Genomic DNA, 16,625 nt, shown 5'->3' with positions numbered 1-16,625 from the left:
CTCGGGTGGTTCGCGTCAGACAATGAACGCGACAGGACGCCCGATCCGTCGAAAGCCGCGTCACACGGTGATTTCGACCCGCCGTTTTCTTGACCGCGCACGGCCGGTAGGCCATCTGGACCGCATGACCGACACTGCTTCGACTACCAAGACCATCAAGGGCCGCACCGGCGATTGGGAAATCGTCATGGGGCTGGAAATCCACGCCCAGGTGGCGTCGAAGGCCAAGCTGTTTTCCGGCGCCGCCGTCGGCTTCGGCGCGGGTCCGAACGAGCAGGTGTCGCTGGTCGACGCGGGCTTCCCCGGCATGCTGCCGACGCTGAACAAACACTGCGTCGAGCAGGCGGTGAAATCGGGTCTGGGCCTGAAGGCGCAGATCAACCTGCGCAGCCAGTTCGACCGCAAGAACTACTTCTATCCCGATCTGCCCACCGGCTATCAGATCAGCCAGCTCTTCTACCCGATCGTCGGCGAGGGCGTGGTCGAGGTCGAGGCCGAGGACGGCAGCTTCTTCAACGTCGGCATTGAGCGCCTGCATCTGGAACAGGACGCGGGCAAGCTGATCCACGACCTGTCGCCGACCGAATCCTTCGTCGACCTGAACCGCGCGGGCACCGCCCTGATGGAGATCGTCTCGCGTCCGGACATCCGCACGCCGGAAGAGGCCGTCGCCTACGTCAAGAAGATCCGCACCATCCTGATGTACCTAGGCACCTGCGACGGGGACATGGAGAAGGGCAATCTGCGCGCCGACGTGAACGTCTCGGTCTGCCGCGCGGGCAACTACGACAAGTTCAGGGAAACCGGCGACTTCAGCTTCCTGGGCACCCGTTGCGAGATCAAGAACGTCAACTCGTTCCGCTTCATCTCGCAAGCCATCCAGTATGAGGCTCGCCGCCAGATCGAGATCATCGAGGACGGCGGCAAGATCGATCAGGAGACCCGTCTCTATGATCCGAACGCCGGCGAGACGCGCTCGATGCGCTCCAAGGAAGAGGCGATGGACTATCGCTACTTCCCCGATCCCGACCTGCTGCCGCTCGAGCTCGAGCAGGCGTGGATCGACGAGATCAAGGCGAACCTGCCGGAACTGCCGGACGAGAAGCGCCGTCGCCTGATGAGCCAGTACGGCCTGTCGCAGTACGATGCCGTGGTCCTGATCTCGGATCAGGCCAAGGCCGACTATTTCGAGGAAGCCGCGAAAGGGCGTGACGCCAAGCTGGTGTCCAACTGGGTGACCAACGAACTGTCGGCCCGTCTGGCGGCCGACGGCAAGGAGTTCAGCCAGAACCCGCTGCCCGCCGCCCACGTTAACCAGCTGGTCGAGCTGATCGAGACGAACGTCATCTCGTCCAAGATCGCCAAGGAAGTCTTCGATCACGTCTGGAACGGCGAGGGCTCACCCGCCGAGGTCGTCGAGAAACACGGCCTGAAGCAGGTGACCGACACGGGCGCCATCGAGAAGGCCGTCGATGAAATCATCGCCGCCAACCCGGACAAGGCCGCCGCCGTCGCCGAGAAGCCGCAGGCCATCGGCTGGTTCGTCGGTCAGGTCATGAAGGCGACCGGCGGCAAGGCCAACCCGGCCGCCGTCAACGACATTCTGAAGGCGAAGCTGGGGCTGTAATCCCGGGTCAGCCGCGGCGCACGGCTTTCAATCGTTAAGGTTGTTTCGGCTCACGATTCAGTGATCCTGGATTGCTAAAGCTCCACCATTGGGAACAACTTCCTGTTGCGGATTTTCCGCCGGAGGAGGACAACCATGATGAAGAACGTCGCTGTCGCACTCTTTGCGGCAGGGGTCTTGATGGCTCCCGCTAGCGCCACCGCGGACCCGGACCCGGGCTGCGAGCTCAACTGTCACTGGGACGCTCACTATGGCGAGGATGGGCAGTTCCTCTACTGGTCCTGGGAGTGTCCGGTCTCAATGCTGTGTGACGCGCCGGCTGAGCCGCCGCCGCCGTAAGGCCTGTCGCCGGCGTGCGGTTTCATCCTGAGCCTTCAGCCACGGAGCAGGGTACCCGCACAAACGAAGGCCCGCCCGGATCGATCCGGGCGGGCCTTTTGCTTGGTCAGCATGCAGGACAGGACGCCGGGGCCGTTTTCGCAACTCTCAGAAGGCGTCGTCCTGTTGACGGCGCTGGTCACGGATCATGCTCGAAGCGATCTCGCCGGCCTGCTGCCTCGATGCCGCGCGGTTCAGCTCGGCCCCGTACAGCGCCGTGAGATAGGAAATGTCCCAATCCGTGACCCCATCCACGGGATGGCCGGTGTCGAACAGGTTCAGGACCGTGTCGTAGCCCGCGGTGTCGGCGTCCGGGTCAATCTGGGCCATGGCGACCATGCCGATATAGTCTCCCAATTGCTGGAAGCTCACGCCCGCCGCCCTGTCGAGGTCGACGATGACGAAGGCGCGCAGAAGATCGTTGCGGGTCGACGCCCGGATGCGGCTGTTCGCGCCCTCGATAAGGGGCGGCAGGTATCCGGGGATGCGCACGGCGATCTGGCCGGTGTCCCGGGCGACCGGGATGCTGACATGCCACCAGCGCACCGGCGCGGGCGAGGTCAGGAAGGCTTCAAGCTGCTCGCTGGAGCGGGCGGCGCCGGAGTAGGCGGGTCGGAAGGCCCGGGGTGAGCGTTCCACCAGTCCGCGGGCCATGGCGTCACCGTCATCGGTGGCCACGATCAGGATGTTGGGGCTACAGCCCGGCTCACCGGCCTCCAGGCCCGAGCGAACCGCGACTTCCGACACCCGGTCGGCGATGATCTGGGCGGCCTCCGGCTTCAGATTGGCGACCCCCACGCAGACCTCGCGGCGCCAGCGCGCGGGTCCCCGGTTCACGGGCGGCGCATTAATATCCTCGACAAAGGTCTCCACACGCTCCGCCAGGCGTTCGGCGTTGACGACGACATCATCAAGTCGGGTCGCCTCAGCCGCCTGCGGGACTGTCTGAGGCGGCGTTTGCGGTGCGGTCTGGCCGGATGCGGCGAGCAGGCCGGCGGCGAGCAGCAGTCCTGAGATCATGTCCGTCTCTCCCCGGGGCGTGCACGCAGCTAGCAGCCTCTTCTCAAGCGTGTCAAAGGGTCAGCCGCGCTTTGGTCGACGGGCGTGGGTGATGCGCGCGGGCCCGCTGACGCACGAAAAAGCCCGCCCGGATCTTTCCCCGGACAGGCCCCTGCCTGGCCCCGGCCAGGGAACAGGACGCCGGAGCCGCTTTCGCAACCCCGGCGCAGTTTGGACCTGCCCGCTCAGAAGGATGCGGTCAGGGTCAGGGTCACGGTGCGGGGCGCGCCATAGAAGCCGATGACGGAGTCACCGGTGATCGCGCCCGGGAAGTTGTAGCCGCCGGCCCGATAACGCTCGTCGCCGAGGTTCCGGCCGGCCAGGCTGACGCGGTAGCGCCCATCGGCCGCCGTCCACATCAGGGTCGCGTCATAGAGCCAGTACGAGCCCTGATCGAGCAGCGGAATCGCCGTCTCGAACATCTGGGTCGCGCCGCGATACGAGGCGGTCGGGGTGAAGATGATCGAGCCCGCCTCGCCCAGATCGACGCTGTAGGGGAGGGCCACCGAGGCGGTCCAGTCCGGCGTATTCTGGAATTTGCGCTGGTCGGCCATGTTCTCGCGCAGGCCGGTCAGCGGGTTGAAGGTCACGAAGTCGTTGAACTGCGCGTCCAGGTAACCCAGCGTCAGACGCGGGATGAAGTCGTCGGTGATCCGCGCGCTGGCTTCCAGTTCCCAGCCCCAGATCTCGCTCGACCCGGCGTTGTCCACGAAGCTGACGACCGAGGCGGGCGGGATGAAGAACTGCGAGGTGATCTGCTGGTCGGTGTACTCCGACTTGAACAGGGCCGAGGCGAAGTTGACGCGCCGGTCGAACAGCGAACCCTTCAGGCCGATCTCATAGGTGTCGACCAGCTCCGGCTGGTAGCCGTTGATGGTGTCCGGATACAGCGAGGCGTCGCCGCGCATGTCGAAGCCGCCCGACTTGAAGCCGCGACCGTACGAGACATAGCCGGTCAGGTCAGGCGTGAACCTGTAGCTGGCGCTGACCCGCGGGGTGAATTCCGAATAGGTGTCCGAGGCGCTGTAGTTGGTCGACGGCGGACCGGCGGGGATGGCCCCCGCGTTGCCGAAGAACGGGCTGCGGACGCCCAGATAGTTCTGGCGCAGCTGGGTCACGCTCTTTTCGTCGCGCGTCCAGCGACCGCCGACCGAGACCGACAGCTGGTCGGTGATCTCGTAGCTGAAGTCCGCGAAGATGGCGAAGCTCTCGGTATCCACCTTGCCGCCGGTATAGGTGGTCAGACCCGCCGGCAGGCCGACGCCCAGGCTGGGATACAGACCGATGACGGTGTCGAACGCGCCCTCGGCCGAGGCGTCCATGTAGAAGACGCCCGCCACGCCGTTCCAGCGATCGCCCTGGAACAGCAGCTGGAACTCCTGGGTGAACTGGCTGTCGGCATAGTAGCCGGGGATGTCGAGGATCGGCTGGGGCAGGCCGTCGAAGTCGATGCCGTCGCCCTTGGTGTCGCCGTCCCGCCAGGCGGTGACCGATTTGAAGGTCAGGTTGTCGGTGGCTTGCCATTCGCCCGTGAACGACAGGCCGCGCGTGCGGACATAGCCCTCGTCGCCGATGCCGGCGCGGGTGTCATAGACGCTGTCCGGCGACGGCGCGACCAGGCGATAGCCGTGACGGGCGTTGGACTCGTCCTCGGTGATGTCGCCGGCCAGTCGGAAAAACAGGGTGTCGGTCGGCGTCCACTCCAGGCTCACGCGGGCCGCGGTGACGTCCTTGTTGTAGTGTTCGGCGCCCGTGGTCAGGTTCGTGCCGTAGCCGTCGCGGGTATAACGCGCGACCGCGCCGCCGATCCGCAGGCTGTCGGTGATCGGGGTCGAGCCCGAGGCGATCAGATCGACCTGGTTGTAGCTGCCGTAGGCGCCGCGCAGGGTCAGCTCCGGCTCCTGCGACAGGCGCTTGGTCACATATTTGATCGCGCCGCCGATGGTGTTGCGGCCGTACAGGGTGCCCTGCGGCCCGCGCAGGACTTCCAGTCGCTGGATGTCGAAGATGTCCAGCACCGCGCCCTGCGGACGGGCGATATAGACATCGTCCACATAAAGACCCACGCCGGGCTCGAAGCCCCACAGCGGGTCCTGCTGACCGACGCCGCGGATGAAGGTGGTCAGGGTCGAGTTGGTGCCGCGCGCGACCTGCACCGTGGCGTTCGGCGTCTGCTGCTGCAGGGCCGTGACGTCCGCCGCGCCGGTCTGCTCCAGCCGTTCGGCGCTGACGGCGGTGACGGCCACCGGGACATCCTTCAGCGTCTCTTCGCGGCGGCGGGCGGTGACCACCACGTCGCCGAGGTCCGAGGCCTGTTCCTGATCATCGGCCGCGTCCTGGGCCATGGCCGGCGCCGCGAACAGCGGGGCCGCCAGAAAGACGCTGCTCATCAGCGCCAGACGCAGTTGTCCTGTCTTCCGCATAGGTCTGTTTCCTCATCCATACGCGGTCGTTGATCGCCGCTGATCTGGTTGAGGCGGACGGTGGCCACGAACGGCCACGCTGTCAACATTCTTCATTTTCCCATGAATGATGTTTGCAAAAGCGGATTGCCGGGCCACAGTGCGGGTCGTCATTGAACGGCTTGAGCGCGACGCAGATCGCGCCGGGATGGAAGCGGATGGACCAGATCAACACCGGCGAAGCCGCGCCCGTCGTGCGCGTACAGGCCGGAGCCGTGCGGGGACGGCGCGAAGGCGCGGCCCATGTCTGGCGCGGCATTCCCTATGCCCAGCCCCCGGTCGGAGACCTACGCTGGCGGGCGCCGCGCCCCTGTCCGGCATGGGAGGGCGAGCGTGACGCCGCGACCTTCGGCCTCGCCCCGCCGCAGGCCGGCCCCTCCGACGTCGCCGACATCGTCAGCATCGGCGGCGCGCCCGAGCCGACAGCCGAGGACTGCCTGACCCTGAACGTCTGGGCGCCCGCGAGCGCCCGCTCCACGCCTGTGCCCGCGCCGGTCATGGTCTGGCTGCACGGCGGCTCGAACCGGATGGGCGCGGGTTCGCTGCCCTTCTATGACGGGGCCGCCTTCGCCCGCGACGGCGTGGTGCTGGTCACCGCCAACTACCGTCTGGGCCAGCTCGGCTTCTTCGCCCATCCAGCCCTGACCGCCGCCACGCCCGCCGATGAGCCGCTGGGCGCGCAGGGCCTGCTGGACCAGATCGCGGTGCTGGAGTGGGTGCGCGACAACATCGCCGTCTTCGGAGGCGACCCCGCCAACGTCACCCTGTTCGGCGAATCCGCCGGCGGCATCGACATCCTGGCCCTGATGACGGCGGGGCGGGCGAGGGGGCTCTTCCACAAGGCCATCGTCCAGTCCGGCGGCGGCTGGCTCCCCGCAGCGCCGCTGAAGGCGGCCGAGGCGAGGGGCGTGGCCACGGCGACGGCGCTGGGCCTGACCGATCCCGACGCCGCCGCCCTGCGCGCCGTGCCCGCCGAGCGTCTGACCGGGATCGAGTCCAGCTTCGGCCCGGTCATCGACGGCCGCCTGCTGACCCGTGACCCGATCTCGTCATGGGCGAAGGGCGATTTCGCCGACGTGCCCCTGATGATCGGGGTGAACAGCGGCGAGGATTCCCTGCTCAACTACGGCGGCGGCCTCAAGCGGTTCGGTCAGATGATCAAGCCCGACGCCGCCCTCGCGCGTCTCTACCCCGAGGCGAAGGGCGACGAGGAACAGCTGATCCGCCTCGGCTTCCGCGATTTCGGCTTCGCCGGTCCCGCCCGCTGGATCGCCTCGCGGCCCCGCAGGTCGAACGCCTGGCTCTACGCCTTCGACTATGTCGAGGACGCCAAACGGGACCAGAAGTCCCGCGCCGACCATGCCGCCGAGATCTTCGATGTCTTCGAGACCCTGGATCACCGACCCGACGGCTCACCGTCCGCCAGCGACGCCGACCGCGCCGTCAGCGCCGCCATGCACGCCCGCTGGATCGCCTTCGCCCGTGACGGCGTCCCCGGCCCGGACTGGCCCGCCTATGACAGCCGCACCGACGACTGGATGGTCTTCGACCACACCCCCGGCGGCGTCCTGCGGCGCGGCTGGTGGAAGACAGCGCTGGACCATCACGAGCGCAAGGCGAAGCTGCTGATCCTCCTGCTGCGCGCGCGGGATCGCCTGAGAACCCTGTTCTCGGGTACAAGGGGTTGATGACGACCGACACCGCCGCCCGGATCAAGCCGCCTCGCCCCAAGGTCCCGTTGAAGCCCAAGGCCCAGCGGCGCGAGGAGACGACGGCGCGCATCCTCGACGCGGCCGAGCGCCTGTTCGCCCGCGACGGCCTGCACGGCGTGACCCTGAAGGCGGTCGCCGCCGAGGCAGGCGTCGATACGGCTCTGGTCCACTACTATTTCGAGGACAAGGCGAAGCTGTTCACCGCCACCTTCGGCCGTCGCGCCGAGGTGGTGAACGCCATGCGTCTGGACAGTCTGGACCGCTACGAGGCCGCTGAGGGCGACGCCATGACCGTGCGCGGCGTGCTCGACGCCTTCCTTCGCCCCCTGTTCGAGCTGCTCGATCAGGGCGATCCGGCCTGGCTGAACTATGCGGCGCTGGTGGCCCAGGTGAACAACACCCCGGTCTGGGGCGGCGACGCCATGCACCAGCATTTCGACCCGGTGATTCACCGCTTCATCGACCTGCTGCGCCGCGTCTCGCCCGACACCTCCGAGCGCCAGCTGTTCTGGTTCTACCACCTGCTGTCGGGCGCCCTGACCCTGTCGCTGGCCCAGACAGGCCGGATCGACGCCCTGTCGAACGGCCTGTGCCGGTCGTCAGAGATGATCGCCATTTGCGACGCCATGGAAGCCGTCTTCACCGGCGGCTTCGAGGCCCTGCGTCGCTGACGCACGAAAAAGCCCGCCCGGATCGTTCCGGACGGGCTCCTTCTTTCAGGCGATAGACCTAGCGATTCAGCAGCGAGATCACCACGCCGGTGGCGATTGCGGCCAGAACCACATCACCGGTATTGGTGCGGTAGTAGCCGTAACCGCGCGGGGGCGGGGCGTAGCCGTAGCGACGATAGTCGTTCACGTACCAGCTGCGGCGATACTCACGCGGCACGACCGAGCCGCGCTGCCAGCGACGGTATTCACGGCGCTGGTCGCGTTCCCAGCGACGCTGGTCACGCTCATAGCGGCGATAGTCACGGCGATCCCGACGGTCTTCCCGGCGCTCCCAGCGCTCGTAACGACCGTCACGATCACGGTCGCCGCGCCACGACTGGGCGGAGGCGGCCATCGGCGCCGACAGGGCCATCAAACCGGCCAGACCGGCGATCAGGGGCTTGTTCATCTTCATCTTGCGTCTCCTTTTTGCAGGACGCCGCGACCGGGGAGGATCACGACGAAGGACCCGACTGATGAGCAGTTTCGGTCTCCCGCCATGAACCCGCGCTGAACGGGGGTGACAGGGTTAAGACCGTTCAGGGGCAGTGGGCCCCCTTCGTTCTTCCCCGTTGCGGACCGTGAGGTCGGGTCTCATGATCTCGACATGAGGACCCTGTTCGCAGCTGCATCAATGGTTCTGCTCGGTGGGTGTTTCCCGAGTGAGAAGCCGCCTCCGATCGCAGAAAATATGGAGGTCTCGATCACCAATGAAGAGTGGCCGCCGCGCCTCGCGCAGCGATTTCCGCCGGGCTCCCCTGAAGCCGAACTCATCACCACTTTGAGTTCACAGGGTTTCCTTATCGATCACTCGAAAAAGACGGCGAAAGCGGAATGGGCCAACGGAGTGTGCAACCACGAACTGGATGTCGTTTGGCAAACTGACGACGCAGGCAGGATCGCGAGCGTCGGAGGACGCTATTTCCCCGTCTGCCCGTAAGTCGGCGATCCACCCCATAGGCGAGGTTCGGCTTTCGACCGGTTGCGGACGTCTGGAATGGCCGGTCCGTCGATGAACGTGCGTGTGGTGATGCCTAGCACGCTGTGGTTGACACTTTGGTCTGCCGGTTCGAACGTCTACGCCTTGCGAGAAGCGAAGGGATCGGGTCATGGACACGTTCAAGGCTGGCGTTCAGTACAACGACTTCAAGGGTACGGTAGCTGCTGACATCTCCGACAATCTGTCGTTGGCTGACCATTTGGTGTCCTTGGGGCAGGCGCAGAAGAGTGAACGGGTCGTCGCTTTCAGGATTGGCGCCGGTGCGATCCGCAGCACCCCCGTGACAAGCGTTTCGTTGGTGGCCTATCTCACAAGTTCTTCGGATTTCGAGCCCGCCCCCACCAGTCTGAGAGCGGTCGAAGTCCAATTGCCCCCGGCCGAGGCACTGGCGTTCTTCAAGCGCTTTGATCTGGTCGCGATGCGCACAAACATCGACCTGAGCTCGACGCAAATCGATGGTCCCCACTACAACTGACGATCGATGGATGGACGGGGTTGGGGCGCTGTCAGGCTCAGGATCAATGGCCGCTTCCGACCCGTTGCGGACGTTTGGAACACAGCTCAATCTAGTTAAAACGCCTTGCAGTTGGGCAACCGCCGGGACGAGCATCTACATGAAGCCTGCGCTTTATCACTTTGAAGCTAGCGACCTGTTCAATCGGGCAAACTACTATGAAGCCGAAGCTTGGTTCACAGCGATTGTCGAGTATTCTGATGTCCAGCCTAACGGCTCAGAGTTCGTTATCCTGGAAGTCCAGACTGCTAGCCTTCGACGGCGCGACGGCACAATCTTGAGTGGGAGACTCTATGGCTCTCCCCGCCATACTGGCGGCTCTCTCTCTAGTCGGGATGGATATGCCATTTCAGAGACACTCGAAGATGGATCGCGACGCTCTATCGGCGTTATGAGTGTGCTGCCCCTTTGTAGGTGAGGCGGCCATACCGGCGGGAAATGGTCGAAGCCTAGCCCCACCCGATGCGGATGTGCCTTTTCCACCCTTTGCAGACAGTGGCGAAGTCCGCTTTCCGGCTGCCAGCGATCACCTCCTCAAGGCCTCACTCAAACAGCTCTCCGCTCGCATCCACGCCCTCCAGCGCCTCCCGCGCCAGCGCCCGCGTGACCGGGCGGTGCAGGGCGTCCAGACGGTCGACCACGGCTTCCGCCGCCGCCGCCGAGCGGTCGATCCGGCGCAGCAGGTAGGGGATGACGTCCCTGGCCGGGCGGATGCCGCGCTCGGCGAAGCGGGCGTCCAGCATGGCGGCCAGAACCGCGTCGTCGGGCGCCTCGACCGGCACGCTGATGACGGCGTCCAGACGCGAGCGCAGGTCGGGCAGGGCGACTTCCCACGCCGACGGGGCAGGGCGGGAGATCATCAGCATGGCCCCGCCGGGCAGCTGGGCAAGGTTGATCAGGTGGAACAGGGTCTCGTCATCGGCCTCCATGGCGCGGTCCAGCAGGACGGGTCGCCCCTCGATCTCCATCGGGTCGATCAGCGCCGCCTCCGCGCCGTTGAAGGCGACGGCGCCCACGCGCTCGGCCCACATCTGGCCCAGACGGCTCTTGCCGCTGCCCGCCGGACCGCAGACGGCCATGACCCCGCCGATCAGATTGGGCCAGTCGGCCAGCGCCTCGACGGCGGCGCGATTGCTGTCGGAAACGACAAAACTGTCCGCCCCCTCCGGCAGGTCGCTCTGGAGGGGCAGACGCATCTGGTCAAAGGCGGGCAGGCGGTTCGTCATCGCGTTCACCATAGCAGATGCGCGGCGTCGGCGACTGCATCTCGGTCTTCGTCCGTGGACGGAACGGCGCGGTCTGTGGATCGGTGGAGCGGAGCGGCCCTTGTTTTCAACTGCTATCGTCATCCCGGCGAAGGCCGGGACCCAGCGGCGCCGCGACGGCGGCGAAATACCGAATCCACACAGTCGGGCGCTAGCGCTCCCGATAGTTACGCGCTCTCGCGCGCCGCTGGGTCCCGGGGTTCGCTTCGCGCCCCCGGGATGATGATAGCAGACAGGGAGAGCGGCCAGGCCGCCCCCTCCGCAACCCGCCTCCCACCTTGACTTTCAGGGGGGATGATGCGCCTTTCCGCCCTCCCGAATTCCGCCCCTCGCGGGCCCGAATCCAGAACGAACCGACCATGCACGCCTATCGCTCCCACACCTGCGGCGCCCTCCGTTTGACCGACGCCGGCGCCAATGTCCGCCTGTCGGGCTGGGTGCACCGCAAGCGCGATCACGGCGGCCTTCTGTTCGTCGACCTGCGCGACCACTACGGCCTGACCCAGCTGGTCCTGCACCCGGAAACCCCGGGCTTCGATCTGGTCGAGCGCCTGCGCGCCGAGAGCGTGATCCGCGTCGACGGCGAGGTCATCGCCCGTGACGCCTCGGTCGTGAACCCCAACCTGCCGACCGGCGAGATCGAGGTTCGCGTCGCGGGCATCGAGGTTCTGTCGGAAGCCGCGGAACTGCCGATGCCGGTCTTCGGCGATCAGGAGTATCCGGAGGAAATCCGCCTGCAGAACCGCTTCCTCGACCTGCGTCGCGAGCGTCTGCACAGGAACATCGTCTTGCGCTCGAAGGTGATCTCCTCGATCCGCCAGCGCATGGTCGGTCAGGGCTTCCTTGAGTATCAGACCCCGATCCTGACGGCGTCCTCGCCCGAAGGCGCGCGCGACTTCCTGGTCCCGTCGCGCCTGCACCCGGGCAAGTTCTACGCCCTGCCGCAGGCCCCGCAGCAGTTCAAGCAACTGCTCATGGTCTCGGGCTTCGACCGCTATTTCCAGATCGCGCCCTGCTTCCGCGATGAGGACCTGCGCGCCGACCGTTCGCTGGAGTTCTACCAGCTCGACGTCGAGATGAGCTTCGTCACCCAGGAAGACGTTTTCGCGGCTATCGAACCCGTCATGCACGGCGTGTTCGAGGAGTTCGCCGACGGCAAGCCGGTGTCCCCGATCAACGGCAAGCACACCTTCACCAATGACTTCGGCGAGCAGTTCGAGCACGGCGGGTTCGAGCGCCTGACCTACGCCCAGTCGATGGCCTGGTACGGCACCGACAAGCCGGACACCCGCAACCCCATCAAGATGCAGGACGTCTCGGAGCATTTCCGCGACGGCGGCTTCGGCCTGTTCAACAAGATCCTCGGCGCTGACGAGAAGAACGCCGTGTGGGCTATCCCGGCCCCGACCGGCGGCTCGCGCGCCTTCTGCGACCGCATGAACTCGTGGGCGCAGGGCGAGGGCCAGCCGGGTCTCGGCTACATCTTCTGGTCGGACGACCAGAACGCCTGGGGCGGGCCGATCGCCAAGAACCTCGGTCAGGAGCCGACCGAGGCCCTGATGACCGCGCTGGGTCTGGGTCAGGGCGACGCCGCCTTCTTCGCCGCCGGCCAGCCGTCGGTCTTCGCCAAATTCGCCGGTCTGGCCCGCACCCGCGTGGGTACGGAGCTGAAGCTGATCGACGAGAACCAGTTCAAATTCTGCTGGATCGTCGACTTCCCGATGTTCGAGTGGTCGGAGGAAGAGAAGAAGGTCGACTTCTCGCACAACCCGTTCTCGATGCCGCAGGGCGGTCTGGAGGCTCTGGAGACGCAGGATCCGCTGACCATCCGCGCCTACCAGTACGACATCGTCTGCAACGGCTATGAGCTGTGCTCGGGCGCGATCCGGAACCACAAGGCCGAGATCATGCTCAAGGCCTTCAACATCGCCGGCTACGACAGCTCGGTCGTCGAGGAGCAGTTCGGCGGCATGCTCAACGCCTTCCGCTACGGCGCGCCGCCGCACGGCGGTCTGGCTCCCGGCATCGACCGCATCGTCATGCTGCTGGCCGGTGAAACCGCCATCCGCGAAGTGATCGCCTTCCCGCTGAACCAGCAGGGCGAGGATCTGCTGATGAACGCCCCGACCGAGGCGCAGGAGCGCCAGCTGAAGGACGTCCACATCCGCACGGCCCTGCCCATCAAGGTCTGATTTCGGGGCCAGTCTCCGGAGACAGGAAAAAAGGCCCTCGTCTCTGACGGGGGCCTTTTTGCTGGATCAGTTGCCGCCGGCGACCGCGAAATTCCGCACCCGGGGCGGTGTGGGGCTGGCCGGAGGCGCGGGCGGGGCCGGAGGCGCGATCCGGATCGAGCCCACGCCACGACAGGTGCGGGCGGTCAGGCCGCCGGGCAGACGGGTGTTGGCGTCGCCGCAGGCCCGTCCGACGCTCTCCTGCGTCAGCCCGCGCACGCCCGACAGGTCCGCGCCCCGGATGTCCGCCCGGTTCAGCTCCGCGCCAGTGAAGTTGGCCCCGTCGAACCGCCCGCCGGTCAGCCGCGCGCCGTTCAGCTCCGCATCCCGGAACGAGGCGCTGCGGAAGTCGCCGTTGGACAGGTTCGCCACATTCAGTTCGGCATTGCTGAAGTTGGCGGTCCGGGCGCTGACGTTGGCGAGGGTCGCCGCGCTCAACTCGGCGCCGTTGAAGCCGCCGCCGGTCAGGATCGCGCCGTTCATATTGGCGCCGCTGAACTCACCGCCGGTGGCGCTGATCCGTTCCATGCGGGCCCGCACCAGGGTCGCCCCCATGGCCGACACGCCCGCCATTTCCGCGTTGCTGAAGTTCGCGCCGGTGAAGTTGGCGCCGACCAGCTCGGCGCCGCTCAGATTAGCGCGGCTGAAATCGCTGCCCGAGAAGTTCGAGCCCACCAGCTCGGCGCCGCGCAGATTGGCGCCCACGAGGGTGGCGTTGGTGAAGCTGGCGCCGGTGAAGGCCGCGCCGGTCAGATCGCGTCCCGACAATTCACAACGGTTGCAGGACCCGCCCAGCGACACCATCCGCGCGACGTCGCCGCGCTCCTGGAACTGGATGTTGATTTCCGCGGCCGCCGGCGACGCCGCGCACAGGGCGGCGGCCAGAGCTCCACCGGCGATGCCGGGGGCCTTGAGGCGACGGAGGATGGGGAAGGCGATCTGTCTCACATGACCTTCATGCCGCCAAACCCCCAAGAACCCTACTTAAATCGCCGTAACGTCGGTGGCCGATCAGCAGCGGGGAATGGACAGGCCGCGCGGTAGCCGGGTCGCCTCGTCGCCGCAGGCCTGGTTCAGGCGCGCCTGCGTCAGCCCGGTCGCCCGCTCCAGCGAGGCCCCGGAGAAGTTGGCTCCGCTCAGGGTCGCGCCCCCGAAGGATGAGCCGTCCAGATAGGCGCCGACGAAGCTGGCGTTGGTCAGATTCGCGCCCGAGAAATTCGAGCTGGAGAAGACCCCGCCATAGGCTTCCACGTCGCGCAGGTCGGCGTTGGTGAAACGGGTCCGGTTCATCACGCTCAGGCTCAGGTCGGCCTGACGCAGACGCGCCCCGGTCAGGTTCAGTCCGCTGCGCTCCAGCCCCGACAGCGGCGCCTGGAACAGGTTGCAGCCCGGGCAGTTCCCGCCGCGCTGGACGCTGGCGATCTGCCCGGCGTTCTGGGCCAGCGCGGGCGAGGCGAGGGCGACCGACAGGACGATCGCCAGGGCGGAAGGGGTCGGGAACAGCTTCATCTCAGGCTCCGGCGCTCGGGTGGGCGATCCAAGCCTGACAGCAATTCGTTGATTAACCCTGCATCGACGGCGATGCGCCGCAGGTGTCGCAAACCCAGCCCGCGCCACGCTGTTGCAGCGCCAGATCACCGCAGGCGGGACAGGCCACCGCCTCGCTGACGGTCCGGGTGGACGGCTCCGCCGCCTCCTTCTTCTGCCCGAACGGCAGGACGACCAGATTGTCCGGCGCGGCGCCGCGGGCGAAGCCCTTGGAGATGAAGCGGGCGGCGGGCACGGCTTCGGGCGCCTCGCCGTCATTGGCCCCGCCCAGCCCGTCGCCGGCCCCCGCATCGGCGTTGGCCAGCTCCTGCCGGTCCAGATAGGACACGCCCAGCTCCCGGAAGATGTAGTCGAGGATCGAGGTCGCCGACTTGATCGAGTCATTGCCCGTGACCCGTCCGGCCGGCTCGAACCGGGTGAACACGAAGGCGTCCACGAACTCGTCCAGCGGCACGCCGTATTGAAGCCCGATCGAGATCGCGATGGCGAAATTGTTCATCAGCGAGCGGAAGGCGGCGCCTTCCTTGTGCATGTCGATGAAGATTTCACCCAGTTCGCCGTCTTCGTACTCGCCGGTGTGGATATAGACCTTGTGCCCGCCCACGGCGGCCTTCTGGATGTAGCCCTTGCGACGGTCCGGCAGCTTGCGGCGGGTGCGGTCGCGCTCGACCACCTTCTCGATCACGCGTTCGACGGGCTTCACCTCCGGCTCGCGGCGGCGTTCGCGCTCCTGTCCGGCGCTTTCGGGCAGGTCGAGCAGCGGCCCGGCGGGCGGCTCGGTGCGCAGCAGGCGAACAGCGCGACGGCCCTCCCGCGCGGCGTCGGCCAGCAGACGCGCGGTCTGGACCGGGGTCGCGTTCCACTCCAGCGGCTTCGGCGTCAGATCGGGGGTGGCGCTGAACGGCTCCAGCCTCGCCCGCAGCGCCGCCTCGAACCCGCGAGGGGCGGCCAGAACCTCCGCCAGCCCCTCCGGCGCGCCGGTCCAGCCTGTCAGATCGCCCGCGCCGAACACATAAAGGCCAGCTGCCTCAATATCTTCCGGCGCGAAGCCGAGATGGGCCAGCAGATCGACCTCGGCCTCGTCCTCAATGCCCAGCACGTCACGCAGGAAGCCCGCATCCAGAACCGGGGCCCGGAAGGCGTCCTCCAGGCGATCCACGACCGCGAGCGCCAGTTCGATCCCTTCCAGCTCCACCTCGGTGAAGCCGTGGGCGCGCAGGGCCGCGTGATCGACGCCCGGCGCCTGCACCAGCGTCCGCCGTCCCAGCAGGTGGCGTTCCGCCGCCTCAAGATCAGCCCCCGCCGCCTCCAGCGCCGCCGCCATCGAGGGACGCAGCCGCACCGCCGTCTCGCCGTCGGCGGTCTCGAAGCGATCCGGCGCCGTCAGGGGTGATGCGCCCAGCCTCAGCATGGCCTCGGCGTCCGCGACCAACAGGCTGACCGGGCCGGCGGCGGCCTCCGTGATCAGGCGCGCCAGCGCCGAGACGCGGTCCAGAGGCGCGGCCGCCCCTTCGCAGAGCACCAGATCGCCCAGGTCCGCCAGACCGATCGAGACCGGTCCGCCCGCCGCGCCCGACAGCACGCCGGTCCACAGGCGCGTCAGGTCCGCCAGCGCGCCGTCAAAGCCTTCGCCCGTCAGATCGCGCAGGGCCGTCAGACTGATCAGAACCGCGCGGCCGCGCGCCGTTTCACTGAGGCGTTCGGCGGTTTCCGGGTCGAAGGTCAGGACCAGATCGCCGTCCAGCGCGCCTTCGGCGGCCAGCCCGGCCTCCGGCGCGCCCGAGGCGGTCAGGGCGCGATCCGCCACAGCCAGCCAGGGCGCTTCCGGCGCCGCGGGCAGGGGCGCCGCCGCGAATGATTCGCCCGCGATGGCCCGCAGGATGTCGGCGTCCGAGGCTCCGGCCCGGCGCGCGGTCAGGGCCGCGCGGGCCAGGGCGGGGTTGTGGTTCGGGTCGGTGCAGTCGCCGCGCGGACCCTCGCACCGGCTCACGGCTTCACTGACGGCGGCCAGAGCCCCGGCCAAGGCGTCCACGGCGCCGGCGGACAGGCGAACGGCGCGGCGGCGCGTCGTGCCCTCGATCAGACGGGCCGAAAGGCCTTCGGGCGATTCCTGACCCAG

13 protein-coding genes are annotated in these 16,625 nt (G+C 67.3%); 6 read left to right on the top strand and 7 right to left on the bottom strand.

Annotated features, from left to right (window positions below):
• Positions 1–124 precede the first annotated feature (124 nt).
• Positions 125–1,627 carry an Asp-tRNA(Asn)/Glu-tRNA(Gln) amidotransferase subunit GatB gene (gene gatB / locus ACODRV_RS11535; RefSeq protein WP_488908411.1) on the top strand — a complete coding sequence of 501 codons (1,503 nt, stop codon included), beginning with the start codon at positions 125–127 and terminating at the stop codon, positions 1,625–1,627.
• A 486-nt stretch (positions 1,628–2,113) separates the two neighbouring features.
• On the opposite strand, the gene ACODRV_RS11530 is transcribed toward gatB, so the two are convergent.
• Positions 2,114–3,025 carry a hypothetical protein gene (locus ACODRV_RS11530; RefSeq protein WP_488908410.1) on the bottom strand — a complete coding sequence of 304 codons (912 nt, stop codon included), beginning with the start codon at positions 3,023–3,025 and terminating at the stop codon, positions 2,114–2,116.
• Positions 3,026–3,249: 224 nt separating this feature from the next.
• Positions 3,250–5,487, bottom strand: a complete 2,238-nt coding sequence (locus tag ACODRV_RS11525; protein WP_488908409.1) for a TonB-dependent receptor — start codon at positions 5,485–5,487, stop codon at positions 3,250–3,252.
• 197 nt (positions 5,488–5,684) lie between these two features.
• Between ACODRV_RS11525 and ACODRV_RS11520 the strand changes: the two genes are divergently transcribed.
• Both ACODRV_RS11520 and ACODRV_RS11515 read left to right on the top strand, forming a co-directional pair.
• A complete protein-coding gene (locus tag ACODRV_RS11520) occupies positions 5,685–7,214 on the top strand; it encodes a carboxylesterase/lipase family protein (RefSeq protein ID WP_488908408.1) in 1,530 nt (509 codons plus the stop codon).
• A complete protein-coding gene (locus tag ACODRV_RS11515; protein ID WP_488908407.1) occupies positions 7,214–7,909 on the top strand; it encodes a TetR/AcrR family transcriptional regulator in 696 nt (231 codons plus the stop codon). The genes ACODRV_RS11520 and ACODRV_RS11515 overlap by 1 nt, the downstream gene beginning before the upstream one ends.
• Before the next feature lie 58 nt (positions 7,910–7,967).
• Here the strand turns inward: ACODRV_RS11515 and ACODRV_RS11510 are convergent, their stop codons facing one another.
• The gene (locus ACODRV_RS11510; protein ID WP_488908406.1) at positions 7,968–8,363 is read right to left on the bottom strand and encodes an RcnB family protein; all 396 of its coding nucleotides are present in this window, start codon (positions 8,361–8,363) and stop codon (positions 7,968–7,970) included.
• A gap of 192 nt (positions 8,364–8,555) precedes the next feature.
• On the opposite strand from ACODRV_RS11510, the gene ACODRV_RS11505 reads away from it, so the two are divergent.
• A complete protein-coding gene (locus ACODRV_RS11505; RefSeq protein WP_488908405.1) occupies positions 8,556–8,888 on the top strand; it encodes a hypothetical protein in 333 nt (110 codons plus the stop codon).
• Between the two features lie 169 nt (positions 8,889–9,057).
• Complete coding sequence (locus ACODRV_RS11500; protein ID WP_488908404.1) at positions 9,058–9,423, top strand: hypothetical protein; 366 nt, start codon at positions 9,058–9,060, stop codon at positions 9,421–9,423.
• Positions 9,424–10,004: 581 nt separating this feature from the next.
• On the opposite strand, the gene ACODRV_RS11495 is transcribed toward ACODRV_RS11500, so the two are convergent.
• Positions 10,005–10,688, bottom strand: coding sequence for a P-loop NTPase family protein (locus ACODRV_RS11495; RefSeq protein ID WP_488908403.1), 684 nt, complete (start codon positions 10,686–10,688; stop codon positions 10,005–10,007).
• 398 nt (positions 10,689–11,086) lie between these two features.
• Here ACODRV_RS11495 and aspS point away from each other — a divergent pair, with 398 nt between their 5' ends.
• On the top strand, positions 11,087–12,919 hold the full coding sequence (gene aspS, locus ACODRV_RS11490) for an aspartate--tRNA ligase (protein ID WP_488908402.1): 1,833 nt from the start codon (positions 11,087–11,089) through the stop codon (positions 12,917–12,919).
• 66 nt (positions 12,920–12,985) lie between these two features.
• Here the strand turns inward: aspS and ACODRV_RS11485 are convergent, their stop codons facing one another.
• The 3 genes from ACODRV_RS11485 to ACODRV_RS11475 all read right to left on the bottom strand — a co-directional run.
• Positions 12,986–13,906 (bottom strand): pentapeptide repeat-containing protein, encoded by a 921-nt coding sequence (locus ACODRV_RS11485; protein WP_488908401.1) that lies wholly within the window; start codon positions 13,904–13,906, stop codon positions 12,986–12,988.
• 63 nt (positions 13,907–13,969) lie between these two features.
• Positions 13,970–14,467: a pentapeptide repeat-containing protein gene (locus ACODRV_RS11480; protein WP_141626713.1), complete on the bottom strand. Its 498-nt coding sequence runs from the start codon at positions 14,465–14,467 to the stop codon at positions 13,970–13,972.
• Positions 14,468–14,519: 52 nt separating this feature from the next.
• On the bottom strand, positions 14,520–16,625 hold a 2,106-nt coding region (locus ACODRV_RS11475), incomplete at its 5' end, for a TSCPD domain-containing protein (protein WP_488908400.1).

This window comes from Brevundimonas sp. FG8 (genome assembly GCF_057808845.1).
This window is presented reverse-complemented; position numbering and strand designations above follow the sequence as displayed.

Bases quoted from the DNA above. Each gene is read 5' to 3' on its own strand.
- gatB (WP_488908411.1), top strand. From the start codon at position 125: ATGACCGACACTGCTTCGACTACCAAGACCATCAAGGGCCGCACCGGC.
- ACODRV_RS11530 (WP_488908410.1), bottom strand. From the start codon at position 3,025: ATGATCTCAGGACTGCTGCTCGCCGCCGGCCTGCTCGCCGCATCCGGC.
- ACODRV_RS11525 (WP_488908409.1), bottom strand. From the start codon at position 5,487: ATGCGGAAGACAGGACAACTGCGTCTGGCGCTGATGAGCAGCGTCTTT.
- ACODRV_RS11520 (WP_488908408.1), top strand. From the start codon at position 5,685: ATGGACCAGATCAACACCGGCGAAGCCGCGCCCGTCGTGCGCGTACAG.
- ACODRV_RS11515 (WP_488908407.1), top strand. From the start codon at position 7,214: ATGACGACCGACACCGCCGCCCGGATCAAGCCGCCTCGCCCCAAGGTC.
- ACODRV_RS11510 (WP_488908406.1), bottom strand. From the start codon at position 8,363: ATGAAGATGAACAAGCCCCTGATCGCCGGTCTGGCCGGTTTGATGGCC.
- ACODRV_RS11505 (WP_488908405.1), top strand. From the start codon at position 8,556: ATGAGGACCCTGTTCGCAGCTGCATCAATGGTTCTGCTCGGTGGGTGT.
- ACODRV_RS11500 (WP_488908404.1), top strand. From the start codon at position 9,058: ATGGACACGTTCAAGGCTGGCGTTCAGTACAACGACTTCAAGGGTACG.
- ACODRV_RS11495 (WP_488908403.1), bottom strand. From the start codon at position 10,688: ATGACGAACCGCCTGCCCGCCTTTGACCAGATGCGTCTGCCCCTCCAG.
- aspS (WP_488908402.1), top strand. From the start codon at position 11,087: ATGCACGCCTATCGCTCCCACACCTGCGGCGCCCTCCGTTTGACCGAC.
- ACODRV_RS11480 (WP_141626713.1), bottom strand. From the start codon at position 14,467: ATGAAGCTGTTCCCGACCCCTTCCGCCCTGGCGATCGTCCTGTCGGTC.